Consider the following 19,236-nt stretch of genomic DNA (forward strand, 5'->3'; position numbering starts at 1 on the left):
CCAGGCACTCCGGGCGGCGGATTTGCAGCGAAGCAGCGTTCGTCAGGTCGTCCGTGGCTTTAGCAGGAAGGCGGCAAAAGCCGGCAGCAGCAGCACCGCCGCCACGGCATTGGCCAGGAACATGATCGTCAGCAGGATGCCCATGTCCACCTGGAACTGCAGGCCCGACAGCAGCCAGGTGCAGACGCTGGCCGCCAGTGCCAGTGCGGTGAACAGCACCGCCTTACCGGTCTGGTGCAGGGTCTGCTCGTAGGCCTTGCGCAGCGTCATGCCCTTGTTCACGCACTCCTCGAGCACGCTGAAGATGTAGATGCCGTAGTCCACGCCGATGCCGGCGGCGAACGCGGCTACCGGCAGCGTCGATACCTTGACGCCGATCTGCAGGAACACCATGACCGCATAGGACAGCACCGATACCAGTGCCAGCGGTACCAGCACGCAGATCAGGCCGGCCAGGCTGCGGAACGACAGGAATACGCAGATGCCGATACCCAGGTACACCCACAGCAGGATCGGCCGCTCGGTCTCCTTGATGACATCATTGGCTGCGGCCATCACGCCGACGTTGCCGGTGGCCAGCTTGAGCTTCACCGGCGCGTCGGCGCCCTGCTCTTCCTCGAACTGCTTCACCGCCGCGATAATTCCGTCGATGGTGTTGGCCTTGTGGTCGGCCGTGAAGACCAGCACCGGTATTGCGGAGCAGTCATTGTTGAGCAGGCCAGTGGACGGCGGGATCGGCTGCAGGGTGATGACGAAGCCGTCGGCATTGCGCGGCAGTGCGCGCCATTTCGGATTGCTTTCGTTGAAGGCCTCGAACACCAGGCGCGACATCTGGGGCAGCGACAGCGTGGACTGAACACCCGGCGTGTTTTGCATGCGCCAGGCGAAGTCGTCGATGGTGGTCATGACACGCTTGTCGATGCAGCCGTCCTTCGGCGACTCGGCAATCACCTTGAGCACGTCCACGCCGATGGAGAACTCCCGCACGATGGCGGCGGTGTCCTTGTTGTAGCGCGAATCGGGGCGCAGTTCGGGCACACCGTCATGCAGTTCGCCGATCTCCAGCCCCTGCCCCACCCACTCGGCCCAGGCATAGACCAGCACTGCGATGCCCAGCACCGTGGCCGCGACCGGCTTGAGCGTGATGGCGCTGAGCACGTGCCAGGCCGGCGCAAAGGCGGCATCGCGGCGGCGCTGGTGCTCGCGGAAGCGCACCGGGTCCGGAAGCGTGGCGTAGGACAGCAGGCAAGGCAGCAGCACCTTCTTGCAGACGATGATCGCGATCAGGCCGAACATGGCGTTGATGGCCATTTCCTGCACGATGCCGATCGGCACCAGCAGGATGGTGCCGAAGCCCACCACGTTGGTCAGCACCGCGGAGATGCCCGGGATCACCAGGCGACGATAGGTGGCGCGCGAGGCTTCAAAGCTGTCCTGGCCGTGGTCGGCCACTTCATAGAGCCAGAAGCTGGTGATCTGGATACCGTGCGACACGCCAATGGCCAGCACCAGGAACGGCACCAGGATCGCGAAGGGGTCTAGCCCATAGCCGAACAGGTGCAGGAAGCCCAGCTCCCAGACCACCGCGAGCACGGAGCAAGACAGCGGGATCAGCGCGATGCGCAGCGAGCCGCAGTACCACCACAGCAGCAGCAATGTGAGCAGCAGCGTCAGGCCAAAGAAGCCCACCACTTCCAGCGTGGCGTCGGAGATATCGCCGACCACCTTGGCGAAGCCGATGATGTGGATGTCGACGTTGGGGTTGTAGTCCGGATTGGTCACCACGGTGGCCGACAATGCCCGGCCGGGGATTTCGTGCGTGAGCGTCTGGCCGTTGGCATCGGTGTGGTCGATGTCGAAGCTTTCCATCCACAGCGGCCAGCGCAGATCGCTGTAGCCGCGGCGGATCAGGTCACCGGCCTTGAATGGTGCCAAGTCATGCTTGAGTCGGTACTCCGTCATCCTGGGCTGCATGAAACGGCCGCGGATGTCCTCGATCTTGTGCGCCATGCGCACGTAATCCAGGGGCTGCTTACTGATCGGGTCTAGTTCCAGCAGCTCGGAGAACACCATGGCGCCATTCTGGTCGTTGGCGACGAGGCGGCCGATGACATTGGCCTTGGATACGTTCGCGCGGATCTTGGCGAACATCTCCGGTGTTGGCGCGTACTCCGCAGGCACCACGTTGCCGCCAGCGAAGCCGTCCTCCACCACCTCGATGTAACGCACGTCGGGCGTGAAGATGGAGCTGACACGCGCCGTGTCCATGCCGCGGGTGAAGAACACCGAATCGGTCAGGCCGCGCAGGGTGCGCAGGAACTCGGCGTTGTAGATGTCGCCGTTCTTCTGCACCGCGGCGAACAGCACCAGGTTGGCCCCGCCGAACTCACGCTGGTATTGCTTGAACACCTGGATGTAGGGGTGCCCCAGCGGCAGCTGTTTCTCGAATCCGGTCTCGGGCCGCAGGTGCAGTGCCTGCCAGGCCATGAACAGGGTCAGCAGGCCCAGCACCAGCAGGGTGCGTGCCCGGCGACCGAACACGATCGGTTCGGTCACGCGGATAAAGAGCTGCGAAAAGCGCCCACGCGCGTCGTGCATGTGTTCTCCCCATCTTTATAGTTGTTTGGTCCCGGGCACTGACCGGGTGACCGATGTTGGCACGACGCGGCTCGTTCTACGAGCCCTGCCCTCCCCGCCATTGCCGGGGAGTAAAGCTCAGCGGCATAGCACCGGACGCAGGTCCGGCGTCTCCTTGAGTTCCACCAGGCGGCTGCGGACATTGCTGGCTGCCGGTGACTGGGGAAAGCGCTTGAGGAAGCTGCCCAGTTCGCGCTGCACGCTGGCGGTATCGGTGCAGGTGCAGACGCCGAGGCCTACGGCCTCCTCGAGATCGGCCAGGGTCTGGCGCGTGAAATCCCGGTAGGCGTCCGGATAGCGGCGGGCGTACTCACTCCAGCCGGCATACTGCTCCTGCAGCACGCCCTCGCCGAAGCGCACGCAGGGCGTGGGGCGCTTACCCATGCTCAGATAGACCGGCAGCAGGTCCTCGTTCCAGTAGCCACGGTAGAGCCGGAAGAAGTCGCGGTCGGCGGGCAGGCCCAGCTTCTGCGCCAGCGCATCCAGGAATTCGGGATCCGGCTGGGCGTAGACGTCATAGCCCCGCGAGAGCTGGAAACCCCTCAGCTCGGCCTGCAGCTTCTGGTACTGGGCATCGTCCAGGGTTTCGATCCAGGCCTGGTCGCCGAAGCCCTGGATCTCCATCAGCGCGTCCTGGGCCGCGATGGCCGATGCCATCAAGGGCTCAAGGGATACGGCCGTCTTGGCGCTTTCCACCGATGCAAGCGTCTGTACGTAAGCGCCGATGGCGGCCGGCCGCTCACCCGCATGGACCATGCCGGCCAAACCCAGGGAGAGCAGGATGAAAAGGGAGCGCAGGCTCATGGCGATACGGATTTCCTTGGATTGCAGAGGTCGAGCATCTTGCCGGTACAGGTCAGGAATCTCCGGACAAGAGATCTGGAAAGATTAATATTTTCATAACGATATCATGACAAGATGAGACTTTGTCCCTTTGCGGCTTTAAATGGGACAAAAGTCATGGAGAGTGAAAGTTACTACCTGACTCATTCGTCAGGAAAGAGTTCAGGCCTGTATAGTTGCGCCCGTTCAGCTAGAACCCTGGCCGTTTGCCGACATGGCGTCAGCCATGGACTACGGGTGGCCTGAATCTGCAGCAGAACACTTGTATCTCGCGCCTTCGTATCCGCGGAGCGCCATGGGGGAGAATTTCGTGTCAGCAGCGGTGGCAGTCGCCCAGGAAACGGTCCCGGATTTGCTTGCACCACAGGCTCCGGCCTCCCATCCGAGCCGTCGATGACCGACCTGCTGCCCAAAGCCAGCCGTAACCTCCCCGTCCGCTGGAAGCTGACGCTGCTGGTGGTGACCGTCGCCCTGACGGCCTTCGCTCCCCTCGCCGTCCATGCACTGCAGGCCCGGGTGGGCGACAGCCCTGCCGGTGTCGCGGCGCTGGTCGTCGCCGGCATCCTGCTGACGCTGGTCGCCCTGATGGTGCTTGGCTTCGTGCAATCGATTGTGCGCCCGCTGGACGAGTTGGTGCAGGGCGCCGAGGGACTGATCCGGGGCTCCTGGGACACCCCGCTGCCGGAGAACCGCGGCGACGAGATCGGTGCGGTAGCCTCCGCGCTTGGCGAGTTCCGCGATCGTGCGCAGCGCTGGGATTACCTGGCCCACCATGACTCCCTCACCGGCCTCGCCAATCGCGCGCGCCTGGAAGCCCTGCTCAACGCCGAGGGCCCCGCGCTGCGTGCGCAGGGCCAGGCCCTGATCGTGACCTACATCGGCCTGGACCAGCTCACGGCCATCAGCGACATGCTGGGCGCCGCCGCCGGAGACGAGTTCCTTCGCATTGCCGCCCGCCGCGTGCGCGCCTGCACCGAAGACAGCGGTCGCCTGTTCTATGTCGGCGGCTCGCTGTTTGCCGTGGTGTCGCCGCAACTGCCGAACAACGCGCGTCTGGTGGAACTGGCGGATCAGCGTACCCGTGCCCTGATCGGCGAACTGTCGCGGCCGTTCACGCTGGCGGATCAGGAGCTCGACATGACGGTCAACGTCGGTGTCGTCACCTGCCCGCAGGACGGCGACAACTACGAAGAGATCATCGCCAACGCCCAGGCCGCGCTGAGCCACGCGCGCCAGAATCCGGGCAGCGGGTTCCATTTCTACACCCGCCAGATCGCCGAGAAGGTGCGTTCCCGCACCGCGCTGATCAGCCAGTTGCGCCGTGCCGTGCAGGGCGAAGAACTGCGGGTTCACTACCAGCCGGTGCTGGATGTGAGCAGTGGCCGTGTGGTTTGCGCGGAGGCATTGATGCGCTGGCAGCATCCCACGCGTGGCCTGGTGATGCCGGGCGAGTTCATTCAGGTAGCTGAAGAAACCGGCGCCATCGGCGCCATGGGCGGCTGGTGCCTGGCCAAGGCACTGTCCGACGCCAAGAGCTGGCGTCAGGCCGGCGGTGCACCGGTAAAGCTGGCGGTGAACCTGTCGGCGCGCCAGCTCAACGACCCGGGGCTGGTGGATTCCATCCAGCACATCATCGAGCAGATCGACGCGGACCCCACCGACCTGGAACTGGAGCTCACCGAGAGCACCATGATGGGCAACCCCGCCCACAGCGCCCGTGTGCTGCGCAGCCTCAAGTCCATGGGCATCACCCTGTCGGTAGACGACTTCGGCACCGGTTACTCATCGCTGGCCTACCTGCACCGGTTCCCGCTGGACAAGATCAAGATCGACCGTAGCTTTGTCTCGCGCGTCAACCGCAGCCGCAAGGACGAGATGATCATCCAGGCCACCACGGGCCTGGCCGCGAATCTGGGCCTGGAAGTGGTGGCAGAGGGCGTCGAGACCCGCGAGCAACTGCAGACGCTGCGTGGCCTGGGCTGCAACATGATGCAGGGCTTCCTGTTCAGCCCGGCGCTGCCGCTGCCGGATTTCATGAACTGGTGCCAGACGCCGGAGATCGCCGAGAAGGCGATGGCCACGGTCAATTAGTTTTTGGGGGCGGGAATGAGAAGGGGCGCCTCGGCGCCCCTTTTCATTTCTGGTCAGCGCTTCAGAAGCCGCGCAGCGTCGCGAACTCATCCAAGCTGGCGCGGCGCGTGCGCAGGCCGTTCACCGGGGCCGACTCATCCATGTAGCCCAGTGCCATGCCGCAGCAGAGCATCAACTCCGGCGGCATGCCGACGAACTCCGCCACCGTCTTGTGCCAGATCGCCCAGGCCTCCTGCGGGCAGGTATGCAGGCCCTGCTCGCGTGCCGCCAGCATGATGCTCTGCTGGAACATGCCGATATCCATCCACTGGTCGATGCCCATCTGGCGATCGATGGCGAAGAACAGGCCCACCGGCGCATCGAAGAAGCGGAAGTTGCGCATCACCTGCATCACGCGGGCACGCTTGTCCTCACGCGGGATGCCCAGCGTGGCGTAGAGATCCTCGCCGCATTCGAAACGTCGCGTGCGATACGGCTCGCCTAGATTCTTCGGATAGATGTCGTACTCGCTGCCCTCGCCTGCGGGGTTGGACTGCCAGCGCTTCTCCATCAGCGCCACGAACTCGCGCAGCGGCTCCCCGGTGAGCACGTAGACGTGCCAGGGCTGCAGGTTGCCGCCGGACGCGGACTGCTTCGCCGCGTCGAGCAACCCGCGGACTTTCTCCTCGGGCACCGGCGTGTCGAGGAAGGCGCGACAGCTGATCCGTGTCGCCAGGGCTTCTGAGACCTTGATGGTAGTTCTCCTAGGCTGCAGCCAATTCTACGGGCTCCGCATGAGCCTGCACCTTTTCCGCCGCGTCCTCCAGGATCATGACGGCGGCCTTCTCGCCGACCATGGTGGCGGGTGCGTTGGTGTTGCAGCCAGGCACGGTGGGCATGATCGAGCAGTCCACCACCCGCAAGCCGGCGATGCCGTACACCCGCAGGCGCGGATCGACCACGGCCATGGGGTCGCCAGCAGGGCCCATGCGGCAGGTGCCCACCGGGTGGTAGGCCACCTCGGCGGTGCGGCGTACGAACTCGCGCAGTTCCTCGTCGCTCTGCAACTCCGGGCCGGGCGAGACCTCCACGTCCCGGTGCGGATTGAAGGCCGCCTGCGCCAATACGCGTCGCGTCTCGCGCACGCCGGCTACCAGGCGGTCGATGTCTCGCGGGTGCGCGCCGAAGTTTGGATCGATCACCGGCGGGGCCAACGGATCAGCGCTGCGCAGCCTGACACGGCCGCGCGAAAGTGGCCTCAGGTCGTAGTTCATCACCGCATAGCCGTAGCGGCGGAAAGGGCCACTCAGGTCCAGCCCGTGCTTGGCGTTCGGCGTGGGCAGCAGATGCCACTGCAGGTCCGGGATGTTCTCCTCGGGCCGCGACTTGTAGAAGCCGCCGGCCTCGGCCATGTTGGAGGTGTACTCGCCGCGGCGCGCGAACAGATACTGCAGCATGGCGACGAACAGGCTCCACCAGCGCGTGGGATGGAAGGAGTAGCTGACGCGGCTCTTGGCCTGCACCTCCACGAACACGTCCAGGTGATCCTGCAGGTTCTCGCCCACGCCGGGCAGCTCGTGCTGTTGGGCGATGCCATGGCGCTCCAGCTCCTGGCGCGGCCCAATGCCCGACAGCAGCAGCAACTGCGGCGACTGGAAGGCGCCGGCCGATAGGATCACCTCGCGCGTGGCGCGCAACTGCAGATCCTGCTTGCCCTGCCGGTAACGGATGCCGACGGCGCGGCCATCCTCCAGCAGCACCTGAGTGGCATGCACGCCGGTCAGCACGGTGAGGTTGGGCCGCGGCTCCGCCGGCCGCAGGTAGGCGCGTGCATTGCTGCAGCGCTGTCCGTCCTTCTGGAAGACATGGTAGAGGCCCACGCCTTCCTGCTCCGCGCCATTGAAATCAGGGTTGTGGCGATGCCCCGCCTGCTGAGCCGCCTCGACGAAGGCTCGGCTCAGCGGATTGGTGGAGCGCCGCGCGGCGATGTTCAGCAGGCCGCCCTTGCCATGGAATGGACGGTCGCGCGGATCGCAGTCGGGCTCGTAGTTCTCGGAGCGGATGAAGTGAGGCAGCACCTCCTCGTAGCTCCAGCCCTCGCAGCCCAATGCTGCCCAATGGTCGTAGTCACGCCGATGGCCACGGGTGTAGACCATGCCGTTGATGCTGCTGGAACCGCCCAGCGTCTTGCCGCGCGGCTGGTAGAGGCGGCGCCCCTTCAGGTGATGCTGTGGCTCGCTCCAGAATGACCAGTTGCAGAACTGGCCGTTCACCAGTGGCAGCAGGCCACCGGGCATGGCGATGAAGGGATTGCGATCACGCGGCCCCGCTTCCAGCAGACAGACGCGGTACTGCCCGCTTTCGCTCAGGCGGTTGGCCAGCACGCAGCCGGCGGAGCCACCGCCGACGATCAGGTAGTCGTAGGCATCACCCTGCCCTGTCATCGGCATGCGTTCTTCTCCTCGTTCGATCCACGCCCACCGTGTCTCGCCGGCAGGTCCTACCCAAGACTATAGTTTGCAGCCACCCGGCTGTTATGATCGCGCCGGACAGTCGATAGACCGAAACGGACAGGGCATGGAGTCAGGAATTCGCCGGGCCGCCGCCAGCCTGCAGCTGCTGGTGCAGATCGGGGGGGAGCATGGGCTGAGCCCCCTGCAGTGCCTGGAACAGACCTGTCTGGACGCAGCCCACCTGTTCGACGCGGATGCCGAGGTCAGTGCTGCGCAGGAGCTGCAGGTCATGCGCAATCTCCAACAGCACCTGCCGGGGGTTGCCGGCCTGGGCCTGCTGGCCGGTCTGCGCCTGCGCCTGAGCACGCACGGCATCCTGGGCTACGCGATGCTCAGCAGTGCCACGTTGCGGGAGGCGCTGTCGCTGATGCTGCGCTACCTGGACCTGGCCTACGCCTACTGCGAAGTCAGCACCGAGTCCGATCCGGTGGAAATGCGCATCCTGGTCGATGATCGCCAGGTGCCCGCGGACCTGCGCAGCTTCATCATGGAGCGCGTCGCCGGCGCTGCCTTTGCCCTGGCCCACGAGGTCCTGGGCCGGGCACCGGAGCTGCGGCGCCTGAGCTTCCGCTTTCCTCGCCCGCCGCATGCCGAGCGATATCGCCAGCTCGTGGGCGTGGAGCCCGAGTTCGGTGCGAGCGCCAACCTGATCGCGGTGGACGTGAGCCTGCTCGATCAGCCACTGCCGCAGGCCAATGCCCTCACGCAGCGGCTCTGCGAAGAGCAGTGCCGCATGCTGCTCAACCGCCGCCGCCAGCGTGGCGGTGTTGCCGGACAGGTGCGCGACCGCCTGTTGCAGGCCTACGATCACATGCCGGAGATCGAGGAACTGGCGGCCGCACTGCACATCACCGGACGCACCTTGCGTCGCCGCCTGGACGCCGAGGGCACGTCCTATCGCGATCTGGCCGACGAGGTGCGCGGCATGCTCGCGGAGGGCTGGCTGGCTGCGGGCCTGCCGGTGGACGAGGTGTCCTTGCGCCTGGGCTTCTCGGAGCCCTCCGCCTTCATCCGCGCCTTCAAGCGCTGGACCGGCCGCACGCCCGGCGGTCGGCCTCGCGTGGTGTCGGTTCAGGCGCGCTCGTAGAAGCCCAGGTCCGCGCGGATTCCGCGCTCCCGGACGAATTCCGCCGGGTTGAAGCCCTCCGCGGCGAACTGCCGCTGCACGACCTCCTGTGCCCGGGTCACGGCCTCCATGCTCTCCCATTCCACGAGAGTGATCACGTTGAACTCGCCGGAGCCGCCACTTTGTGTCAGCACCATCTGCCGCAGGCAGCCGGGCAAGTCGCGCAGCGTCTGCTGGATGCGCTGCATCTGTGCTACGAAGGCCGGCACTGTCTCAGGCGGCACCACGAACTTGTCGATACGGTGAATGCTGGCCGATCCGGACATGAAAAGACCCCGTCGATGAGAGCGGAATGCCCGCTCCGACAGGAGTCTGGGACCTCAAGCGCACTTGAGGTCAAGCGCTACCGATCTGGCTTCAGCCGCGAAGCTTCTCCACCACGGCCTGCAGGCGTGCGATGGCGCCCGGCACATCGGCCAGCTTGTCCAGGCCAAACAGGCCGACACGAAACGTGCGGAAGTCCGGCCCCTCACCGCACATCAGCGGCACGCCGCCCGCACTCTGCAGGCCCTGCGCCACGAACTTCTTCGCGTTGCTGATATCGGGATCGGCGGTGTACGACACCACCACGCCCGGTGCCTCGAAGCCCGGTGCCGCCACGCTGGGATATCCATTGGCCGCCAGCATCTCGCGCACGCCGCGTCCCAGCGCCCACTGTGCTTCGCGCAGCGGTTCCAGGCCCTGCGCAACGGTGTCCTTCATGGCGTCACGCAGGCGCAGCAGGCCTTCGGTCGGCATGGTGGCGTGGTAGGCATGACCACCGTCCTCGTAGGCCTGCATGATCTGCTGCCACTTCTTCAGGTCGGCAGCGAAGCTACTGCTCTGCGTCTGCGCCAGGCGTGCCTTGGCCTCGGCACCCAGCATGATCAGCGCCGCGCAGGGCGTGGAGCTCCAGACCTTCTGCGGCGCGGTCAGCAGGATGTCGATGCCGCAGGCCTGCATGTCTACCCAGACCGCGCCGGAGGCCACGCAGTCCAGCACGAACAGGCCGCCGTGGACGTGCACCGCGGCCGCCACGCGCTTCAGGTAGTCGTCCGGCAGGATCATGCCGGAGGCGGTTTCCACGTGCGGTGCGAACACCAGGTCCGGCTTCTCGCGGCGGATGGTTTCTTCCACTTCCTCGATCGGCGCCGGCGCCCAGGGCTGCTGCGCCCCCGGACTGGCCTGGCGTGCCTGCAGCACGGTCTCGCCGGCCGGAATAGCGCCCATCTCGAAGATCTGCGACCAGCGGTAGCTGAACCAGCCATTGCGGAGCACCAGGCAGCGCTTGCCCCCGGCGAACTGGCGTGCGATCGCCTCCATACCGAAGGAACCGCCGCCGGGCAGCACGACGACGGCCTCGGCCTTGTAGGTTGATTTCAGGGTTGCCGAGATATCCCGCATGGCCTGCTGGAACAGCTGCGACATGTGGTTGACGGCGCGGTCGGTGAAGACGACCGAGTATTCAAGCAGTCCGTCGGGATCGACGGAACGGAAGTGACGCGACATCAGGCACGCTCCCCGCAATGGAATGGGTCCGCGCCGGGCGCGGACCGGCATTGTGAGGGGGCACGCCGGGCTAGACAATCCTGGCCCGGCGGCTGGCGAGCCTTCAGCGGGGCGAAATGGGCTGCACCAGGATCCACAGGCCGGCGACGGTGAACAGCATCATCAGCACCAGCATCGGCATCTGGCTCAGCACGGCCCTGGCGCGCGTGGGGAACAGGCGCAGCGCCTCCACGTGGGCCAGGTACACGCTGACGATATGGCCGAACACGATCAGCGCCACCTGCGTATGCCAGACCGTGCCCATCTCCGGCAGGATGGGCGCGCGGAACAGGCCCGAGGTGCCGAACAGGTTCCAGCCCCAGCCGAAAGGGTCGGACAGCAGGCTGGTGATCTTCACGCCCTGGGTCAGGATCAGCGTGTAATAGTGGGTGATGTGGTAGACCAGCGCGATCGGCAGCAGCGAAAAGGCGAAGGCCAGCGCCAGCTCGCGTAGCGAATGCTCGCTGCGGGTCAGCAGCTTCGCCAGACACACGAACAGCAGGTACACGCCCAGGTAGATGAAGGGCGACAGCAACAACCAAGCGGTCTCGTAGGCCACGTACCAGGGCCGCAGCTGCACGAAGGCATAGATCGGCGATTGCCCCAGCCAGTAGCGCAGCAGCCCGGTGGCATCGCCCCAGAACAGCTTGTACCAGGGCACCGTGGTGTGCAGGCCGTCATAGGCGGTGGACGACAGCATGAACAGCACGAACAGCAGCAGGCTCACATGCTCCGCGCGCTGCTGCAGCAGGCCGGCAAAGGGTGCGCGCAGCAGCAGGCGTCCGCGCTGACCCGGGTCGGTCGCCGGGCGGTAGTCCAGGGGCGCCATCAGCGCGATCAGGCGCAGGAACACGGCCAGGAAGTCGCAGTAGCGGAACCAGGCTGTGGCGCCCACCAGCCACACGCCTGCCAGGCTGATGACGCTGTAGGCCAGCAGCATCTTGGCGAGGAACAGCGGCCGCATGTGCGTGAACAGCTCCAGCCAGATGAAGGCCATGTAGAAGGCCAGTGCCGGCCAATAGGCCAGCGCCGCCGGATACGCGAAGCGGCCACGCTCATAGCTCTTCCACACGCGGCCGACACCGCGCGAGATCAGGCGCCAGGGGTTCAGCAGCGCATAGAGATCACCCACCAGTGCGCAGAAATAGGCGAAGCCCAGCATGAAGACGATCCAGAAGAACGTCATGCTGAAATTGCGGTAGGGGTCGCGGCTCCCGAACAAGCCGGTGACCATGCACAGCAGCAGGCACAGCAGGCTCAGCGTCTTCAGCAGCGGCAGGCTGCGCCGCAGCCAGCGCGCCAGTGTGCTGTCGCTCAGGTCACGCTGCGGCTGTGGCGTCTTGGCCTCCGACACGGTGACGAAGTAGCCCACCACCAGGAAGGACAGCAGCAGCGCGCCCGCGGCCCCGTAGAGGTACAGCCACAGCGGCACGGGCAGGTTGTAGATCCGGCCGAAGGAATGCGCCTGCGCGAGGGCGGGAAAGAAGAGCGCCGCCACGAGGGCGGCGCTCTTGGTCTTGCTGTGGATCACGGTGGGATCAGCGGTTGACGGTCTTTTCCCACATTTGCAGATAGGCTTCGGCCGAATTGTAGAGCGCGTCCAGGGCCTCCTGGCCACCCTCCAGGCGGATCTCCTCGACATAGTCCGCCACCATGCCGTAGTGCACGGTGCCGACCTCATCCACGTTCCAGGTCTTGCCGCTCTCCGGCACGGTGAGCAGGTCGAACTTCAGCGGCTTGATGCCGGCGAACTGCGGACCCCAGTCCGAGCCCTGGAACAGCGTGAACGGGTACTGCACCGGCTTGCTGCCGGCACCGCGCGGGCCGGCGCGGTCGGCAATGCCGTTGGCGTCCATGCCATAACCCACCGCCATCGGCTTGCCAGCCGGCCAGATTGGCTTGAGCTTCTGCACGAATTCCACGTGCCCCTTGCCGTTGGGCTTGAACGGGTAGATCAGGCCGCCGAGGTCGAGGATATCCTTGGCCTGCTGGATCGAGATGCCGCCATGGCCGCCGTGGGCCGAAATCAGCGGGTACGGCGGGGTCTGCTGCTTGGCCATCTCGATCATGTCGCTTTTGATCGACAGTTCGGCATGGTCGATGTCGATGATGAACTTCTTGTCCATCAGCTTCTGGACGGCGTAGCGGCCCAGTTCGGTCATGCCGCGCGCATTGCACTGACGCTTGCCGGGGGTATACAGCGGCAGCGTGCCGCCCACGGTGTTCAGTACGAACTGCGTCAGCGGATCGGCACCGGTACCCGGAATCGCCGTGGTCATCACCGCACCGGCGTCGTAGAAGTAGGTCTCGCCTTCGCCGCCGTCCGGGCAATCGTAGGTATCCCAGAAGTGGCCGGTGCCCCAGAAGCCGACGAGGTTCAGCACCAGGCCGTTGAAGATGCCCGTGCCGCCCAGGGCGCTATCGACGTCGTGATACGGGAACAGTTCGCGCACGCCCAGGTCCCAGACCTCATCGATCTGCTGATCGATGTCCTCCTTGGTGCAGCCGGCCTGTTCGCCCAGGCCCAGCACCGACTTGCTGGTGCAGTTGAACAAATTGGAGAACTCCAGCCCTGGCACCACGGCCAGCTTGCCCTCGTTGATCACCTCGCGCGCCTGCATGGGGTCGCCGACAATGCGGAACCAGCCCTTGCCCGGGCCGCCTTCCTGCGCGTCCACGTAATCCTGCAGGGTCTTGAGGTACTTCACCTGGTTGATGCCCAGGTTCATGTCGTTGCAGTCATAGGTCAGGGCTTCGCCCGGCTTGACCGTGAGCATGTAGATCTGCGCGACCTCGCAGAGTGCGGCGATGTTGGTGCCTTCCGAGACCATGATACGCAGGCCCGCCTTCCAGGCGCGCTCCACCCACTTGTAGTACATGGCCTGGTGCAACTGCGACACGTTGCCCGGCCAGTCCACGAAGTCCGGCCAGCCCTTGGTGTCGTGCGTGACCAGCGGCGTTAGGTCCAGGATCAGCGCCTCCGGATCGCGGGTGCCGTTGGGGCCGTGGTATTCCTCGCAGTTCTCCAGCGCATGCGGGACGCCGAAGCGGTGGTACATCTGGCCGTAGAGCACGCCGCCGGCCGAGGGGCCGACCTTGGTGCTGCCATCGGACATCTCATGGCCCATGGCCATGTGGGTATGCACCTCGGCGAAGCCGACGACCGGCTTGCCGACACCGCGGCCCTTGTAGGTGTCGCCGACGACGCCGGTGCCGAGCTCCGGGTAGGCGGTGCAGCCAGTGGCGGGCTCGAAGCTGAAGGACGAAGGCGCCATTGCCAGCACCAGCTTGCCGGCCGTGTCGGTGCCGAGCGACTGGTCGCCGACGCGCTGGGCGACGGTGTAGCGGCCTGGGGACGAGGTATCGATGGACCAGTCGGAGCCTTCTTCCGCCCAGCCGACCTGGCTCACCTGGCCGCCCTTGGCGGTCAGGATGGAGGCGTTGCGGTCATGGAACAGGTAACGGCCCAGGGCCGTCGGCTTCATGTAGAACGGCTCGGCGGTGGACGCATCGGCGGCGGAAGCGACGTAACCACTGCCCTCGCGCTTGACGTAACCAACGCCCTCGGCCTTCAGCACGTAGCAATGGTTGGCCAGGTCATAACGCGTCTTGGGTGCCGGATTGGGGTTGCTGCTGGTGTCGCCGACAGAGTCCGAGCGGCTGCAGCCGCTGAGGGTTGCCAGTACCAGTACTACGAGTGCTGCCGACTTATGTGAAAACAAGATGCCATCTCCCCATGCTATAGGGAGAATCCTAAGTCCAGGCGGCTTTAGCAGCCAGTGTAGGAAAATACCTAGGTTGTATTTCCCATCGGCCTGCTGGTTCCGACGGTACCTCCTCCGGTTTCCCCGACAAGCCTCACGGCCTCCGCCAGCGCCTGCACCGACAGCGGCGCCGAGCCTTCCGCCTTGTTGCTGACCGTAACGTAGGCCGGCTGCCCTTTCCCCGTCACCCCGGCAATCAGCTTCGCCAGCGCCTGGCGGGTGGCCAGGTCCGGGTCCTGCAGGCGGTCGTAGGGTTCGTAGAGCCGTGCCGCGTTCTCATAGCCGAAGGCGCCGTGCAGGGGGTTCAGGTTCCAGCGGCAGACCAGCGGCCCCGGCCACAGCGCCCGCAGGATCGGCAACTGCTCGTCGATGCGCGGCATCTTGGCGTGCAGGCCCATGCAGTAGGTCACGCCGGTGTCCTTGAGTGCGGCGACGAAGGCAGGGGTCAGCCACTCCCGGTCGCGCACCTCCACCGCCACGGCCACGCCCGGGGCCCGCGGCAGGGCCCGCAACAGGGCATGCAAGCCGTCCACCAGCTCCGGCATGCGCAGCAGCAGGTGGCCGGGCAAGGGGCTGAGCTGGAACACCAGTGCCCCGAGCTTGCGCCCCAGGCCCTCGGTGGCCGGCTCCACGAAGCTGCGCAGCGCCAGGGCCGGATCGAGGAACTGGGGGTTCATCTGCAATCCCCTGCCCGACTCATCGCGCACCTGCGCGTCGGCCACCAGGCTCGGTGCCTTCACCACGAAGCGGAAGTCTTCCGGAGCCTGCGCCGCGTAGGCGCCGTACTGGCCGATGTCCAGCGGGCGGTAGAAGGCCCGGTCGAGGCTCACCGTGCGGAACAGCGGATGCTGCACGTAGGCCCCCAGGCCGTGGCGCGACAGCATGGAGTCGGAGTATTCCTGCTCCCAGACCGTGCCGATCCAGCCGGCATAGGTCCAGGAGGAGGTGCCCAGCCGCAGTGTCGGCGGCAGCGTGGCCGCCAGGCTGCGCAAGGCCGGATCGTGCGCGGCCGGCTGCACCTTGGCCCCGCGCTTGCGGGCGGGCGGCGGTGGTGGTTCCGCTGGCGGATCGTCTTCGGGGAACAGGGAGTCCTGCATCCGCCGATACTACCCCGAGCCCTACTCGGCGGGCTCGATCACCAGCAGCAGGTCCTTGGCCTCGATGCGCGTGCCCTTGGGCGTGACCACTTCCTTCACCGTGCCGGCGAAGGGCGCGGTCAGCAGGGTCTCCATCTTCATGGCCTCGATCGCCAGCAGCGGATCGCCCAGCTCCACCTTCTGGCCGTCCTTTACAGCCACGTTGACCACCACGCCCGGCATCGGCGCGGCGATATGGCTGGTCTGGCCCGGTTCGGCCCGGCGGCGCTGCTTGGAGGCGCCAGCGTGGGACTTCTCGGTGACGCTGACCACGCGCTGCTGGCCGTTGAGCTCGAAGAACACCTTGCGTTCGCCGTTGTCGTTGGCAGCGCTGGTGGTCACGAAGCGGATCACCAAGGTCTTGCCCTTCTGCAGGTCCACGCTGAGCTCTTCGTGCTCACCCAGGCCGTAGAAGAATTGCTGGCTCGGCAGCTGGCTGAGGTCGCCGTAGTTCTTCCGATGCTGGGCGTACTCGGTGAAGACCTTGGGGTACATCAGCCAGGAGGCCACGTCGGTCTCGCTGGCGGCGGTGGTGCCGAGCACGGCCGCGGTTTCCCGGCGGGCGGCATCCAGGTCCTGCGGCGGCAGGTGCTCACCCGGACGCGCGGTGCTGGGCGCGGCGCCCTTGAGTATCTTCTTCTGCAGCGCAGCCGGCCAACCACCCGGCGGCTGGCCCAGCTCGCCGCGGAACAACTCCACGACGGACTCGGGAAAGTTGATGTCCTTTGCGGGGTCGGCAACATCGGCGGCCGTGATGCCCGAGCTGATCATGTACAGCGCCATGTCGCCCACGACCTTGGAGGTGGGCGTGACCTTGACGATGTCGCCGAACAGCTCGTTGACCTGGGCATAGGCCTCGGCCACTTCCGGCCAGCGATGCTCCACGCCCATCGACCGCGCCTGCTCGCGCAGGTTGGTGTACTGGCCGCCGGGCATGGCGTGACGGTAGACGTCGGCGGTGCCGCTGCGGATCTCGCTTTCGAAGGCGCCATAGGTCTGGCGCACCACTTCCCAGTAGCGGGAGATCTCACGCAGTGCCTGGGTATCCAGGCCGGTGTCGCGCGGGCCGTCCTTCAGCGCGGCGGCAATGGATTCCAGGTTGGGCTGCGAGGTCAGGCCGCTCCAGGAGCCGATGGCACCGTCCACCGCGTCGCAGCCCGCCTCGGCCGCCGCGAGCACGCTGGCGGCGCTGATGCCGCTGGTGTCGTGCGTGTGGAAGTGGATCGGCAGCGCGGTCTCTTCGCGCAGCGTCTTCACCAGCAGGCGGATCGCCTCGGGACGGCAGACACCGGCCATGTCCTTGATGCCGAGGATATGGGCGCCGGCGGCTTCCAGCTCCTTGGCCATGCTGACGTAGTACTTGAGGTCGTACTTGTTGCGGCCCTTGGCCATTACGTCGCCGGTGTAGCAGATCGCCGCCTCGGCCAGCGCGCCGGTCTCGCGCACCGCGTCGATCGCCACGCGCATGTTCTCGACCCAGTTCAGCGAGTCGAAGATGCGGAAGACGTCGATGCCTTCCTTTGCCGCCTGCGCGACGAAGTGGCGTACCACGTTGTCCGGGTAGTTCTTGTAGCCCACCGCGTTGGAGGCACGCAGCAGCATCTGCAACAACATGTTCGGCATGCGGCTGCGCAGCTCGCGCAGGCGCGCCCAGGGGTCCTCATGCAGGAAGCGCATGGCCACGTCGAAGGTCGCGCCGCCCCAGCATTCCAGCGACAGCAGCTGCGGCAGCAGCTGCGAGTAGTACGGCGCGATGCGGACCATGTCGTGCGTGCGCATGCGCGTGGCTATCAGCGACTGGTGTGCGTCGCGCATCGTGGTGTCGGTGAACAGCACCTGCGGCTGTTCGCGCAGCCACTTGGCGAAACCCTCGGCGCCGAGCTGCTGCAGGCGCTGCTTGTTGCCGCCCGGCACCGTGCCCGGCAGCGTCCGCGGCAGCGGCGCCACCGGCATGCTGGCCGGGCGCACGCGGCTGCGTACCTCAGGCTGGCCGTTGACGATCACGTCGCCCAGGTAGCTCAGCAGCTTGGTAGCGCGGTCCTGGCGCTCCGGGAACTTGAACAGGTCCGGCGTTTCGTCGATGAAGCGCGTGGTGCACTCGCCGGACCTGAACAGCGGGTGCGCGATGACGTTCTCGAGGAACTGCAGGTTGGTGGACAGGCCGCGGATACGGAACTCGCGCAGCGCGCGGTCCATGCGGCAGATCGCCTCGTCGGACTCCGCGCCCCAGGCAGTGACCTTCACCAGCAGCGAATCGTAGGCGGTGCCGATTACCGCACCCGAGTAGGCCGTGCCGCCATCCAGGCGGATGCCGAAGCCAGCCGGGCTGCGGTAAGCCAGCAGGCGGCCATAGTCCGGTAGGAACCCGTTCTGAGGGTTCTCGGTGGTGACGCGGCACTGCAGGGCATGGCCGCTGAGGCGGATCTGGTCCTGCGGCGGCACGCCGGAGGCCGGGGTGCCCAGCCTGGCGCCGCCCGCCACCAGGATCTGCGCCTTCACCAGGTCCACGCCGGTCACCTGTTCGGTAACGGTGTGCTCCACCTGGATGCGCGGATTGACCTCGATGAAGTAGAACTTGTCGCTGTCACGGTCGAACAGGAACTCCACCGTGCCGGCGTTGCTGTACTGCGCCGCGTGGCCGATGCGCAGCGCCGCCTCGCACAGGGCCTGGCGGTTGGCCGGGTCGTTCTCGAGATAGGGCGCCGGGGCGCGCTCGACCACTTTCTGGTGGCGGCGCTGCACCGAGCAGTCACGTTCGTAGAGGTGCACCAGGCCGCCGTGCCGGTCACCCAGTATCTGCACTTCCACGTGGCTGGCGCGGCGGATCAGCTTCTCGAGATAGACCTCGTCGTTGCCGAAGGCGGCGCCGGCTTCGCGCCGTGCGGCCGTCACCGAGGTGATCAGATCGGCCTCGGACTCGATCGCGCGCATGCCGCGGCCGCCGCCGCCCCAACTGGCTTTGCACATCAGCGGATAGCCGACACCGGCCGCCAGCTTGATGATGGCCGCGTCGTCCTTGGGCAGGGGGCCGGTGGCTGGGATCGTGGGTACGTTGGCGCTGTCGGCCAGCTGCTTGGCCGCCACCTTGTTACCGAGGCGGCGCATGGCCTCCGGCGAAGGGCCGACGAAGACGATGCCGTCGCGGGCGCAGGCCTCGGCGAAGTCGGGGTTCTCGGAGAGGAAGCCGTAGCCCGGGTGGATCGCGTCCACGCCAGCTTCGCGCGCCACGGCGAGGATGCCCTCGATATCCAGGTAGGCCGCCAGCGGCTTGCCCGCCTGCCCCACCTTATAGCTCTGGTCCGCCTTGAAACGGTGCAGTGCGAAGCGATCCTCTTCCGAGTAAATCGCCACGGTCTCGATGCCGAGCTCAGCGGACGCCCGCATCACGCGGATGGCAATCTCGCCGCGATTGGCGACGAGCAGGCGCTTGAACGGGCGGGAGTTCGGCATGGTGAGGCTTTTCCTTCTGATGAGCCTTGGAAGGATAAACAGCTTCCGTGCCAGTCGCACCACCCATTGGGAGAGGTGGAACGGATACCCGGTGTACATCCGTTCCATGAGCGCCGGACTACGAGCGGCCCGGGCATGACTTCCTCAGGCTGACGGGGCTCCGCCATGGA

Annotated in this window: 12 protein-coding genes; 2 read left to right on the forward strand and 10 right to left on the reverse strand. The window is 66.2% G+C overall.

The genetic code is table 11. The features are described 5' to 3' along the window. Window positions 1-42: 42 nt before the first annotated feature. Together QT386_RS18525 and QT386_RS18530 are read right to left on the reverse strand one after the other, a co-directional pair. Entirely contained in the window at window positions 43-2,598 is a 2,556-nt protein-coding gene (locus tag QT386_RS18525) for an RND family transporter (protein WP_289275232.1), read from the reverse strand. Between the two features lie 117 nt (window positions 2,599-2,715). Further along, window positions 2,716-3,441 carry a hypothetical protein gene (locus tag QT386_RS18530; protein ID WP_289275233.1) on the reverse strand — a complete coding sequence of 242 codons (726 nt, stop codon included), beginning with the start codon at window positions 3,439-3,441 and terminating at the stop codon, window positions 2,716-2,718. Between the two features lie 432 nt (window positions 3,442-3,873). Here QT386_RS18530 and QT386_RS18535 point away from each other — a divergent pair, with 432 nt between their 5' ends. Next, a complete protein-coding gene (locus tag QT386_RS18535) occupies window positions 3,874-5,571 on the forward strand; it encodes a bifunctional diguanylate cyclase/phosphodiesterase (protein ID WP_289275234.1) in 1,698 nt (565 codons plus the stop codon). Between the two features lie 61 nt (window positions 5,572-5,632). On the opposite strand, the gene QT386_RS18540 is transcribed toward QT386_RS18535, so the two are convergent. Both QT386_RS18540 and QT386_RS18545 read right to left on the reverse strand, forming a co-directional pair. Continuing rightward, window positions 5,633-6,304, reverse strand: a complete 672-nt coding sequence (locus QT386_RS18540) for a nitroreductase (RefSeq protein ID WP_289275293.1) — start codon at window positions 6,302-6,304, stop codon at window positions 5,633-5,635. 10 nt (window positions 6,305-6,314) lie between these two features. Beyond that, the gene (locus QT386_RS18545) at window positions 6,315-8,000 is read right to left on the reverse strand and encodes a GMC family oxidoreductase (RefSeq protein WP_289275235.1); all 1,686 of its coding nucleotides are present in this window, start codon (window positions 7,998-8,000) and stop codon (window positions 6,315-6,317) included. Between the two features lie 127 nt (window positions 8,001-8,127). Here QT386_RS18545 and QT386_RS18550 point away from each other — a divergent pair, with 127 nt between their 5' ends. Then, window positions 8,128-9,150, forward strand: coding sequence for an AraC family transcriptional regulator (locus tag QT386_RS18550; protein ID WP_289275236.1), 1,023 nt, complete (start codon window positions 8,128-8,130; stop codon window positions 9,148-9,150). On the opposite strand, the gene QT386_RS18555 is transcribed toward QT386_RS18550, so the two are convergent. From QT386_RS18555 to QT386_RS18580, 6 genes are all read right to left on the reverse strand, one after another. Then, the gene (locus QT386_RS18555; RefSeq protein WP_289275237.1) at window positions 9,135-9,455 is read right to left on the reverse strand and encodes a putative quinol monooxygenase; all 321 of its coding nucleotides are present in this window, start codon (window positions 9,453-9,455) and stop codon (window positions 9,135-9,137) included. The genes QT386_RS18550 and QT386_RS18555 overlap by 16 nt on opposite strands. 91 nt (window positions 9,456-9,546) lie before the next feature. After that, window positions 9,547-10,677, reverse strand: a complete 1,131-nt coding sequence (locus QT386_RS18560) for an aminotransferase class V-fold PLP-dependent enzyme (protein ID WP_289275238.1) — start codon at window positions 10,675-10,677, stop codon at window positions 9,547-9,549. Between the two features lie 103 nt (window positions 10,678-10,780). Continuing rightward, the gene (locus QT386_RS18565; RefSeq protein WP_289275239.1) at window positions 10,781-12,247 is read right to left on the reverse strand and encodes a hypothetical protein; all 1,467 of its coding nucleotides are present in this window, start codon (window positions 12,245-12,247) and stop codon (window positions 10,781-10,783) included. 7 nt (window positions 12,248-12,254) lie between these two features. Next, complete coding sequence (locus QT386_RS18570) at window positions 12,255-14,438, reverse strand: hypothetical protein (RefSeq protein WP_289275240.1); 2,184 nt, start codon at window positions 14,436-14,438, stop codon at window positions 12,255-12,257. Window positions 14,439-14,509: 71 nt separating this feature from the next. Next, on the reverse strand, window positions 14,510-15,577 hold the full coding sequence (locus tag QT386_RS18575; RefSeq protein WP_289275241.1) for a DUF72 domain-containing protein: 1,068 nt from the start codon (window positions 15,575-15,577) through the stop codon (window positions 14,510-14,512). Between the two features lie 21 nt (window positions 15,578-15,598). Beyond that, window positions 15,599-19,066: a pyruvate carboxylase gene (locus tag QT386_RS18580; RefSeq protein ID WP_289275242.1), complete on the reverse strand. Its 3,468-nt coding sequence runs from the start codon at window positions 19,064-19,066 to the stop codon at window positions 15,599-15,601. Between the last annotated feature and the right edge of the window lie 170 nt (window positions 19,067-19,236).

The organism is Solimonas sp. SE-A11 (assembly GCF_030345715.1).
In the GTDB taxonomy this organism is placed as follows: Bacteria; Pseudomonadota; Gammaproteobacteria; order Nevskiales; family Nevskiaceae; genus Solimonas_A.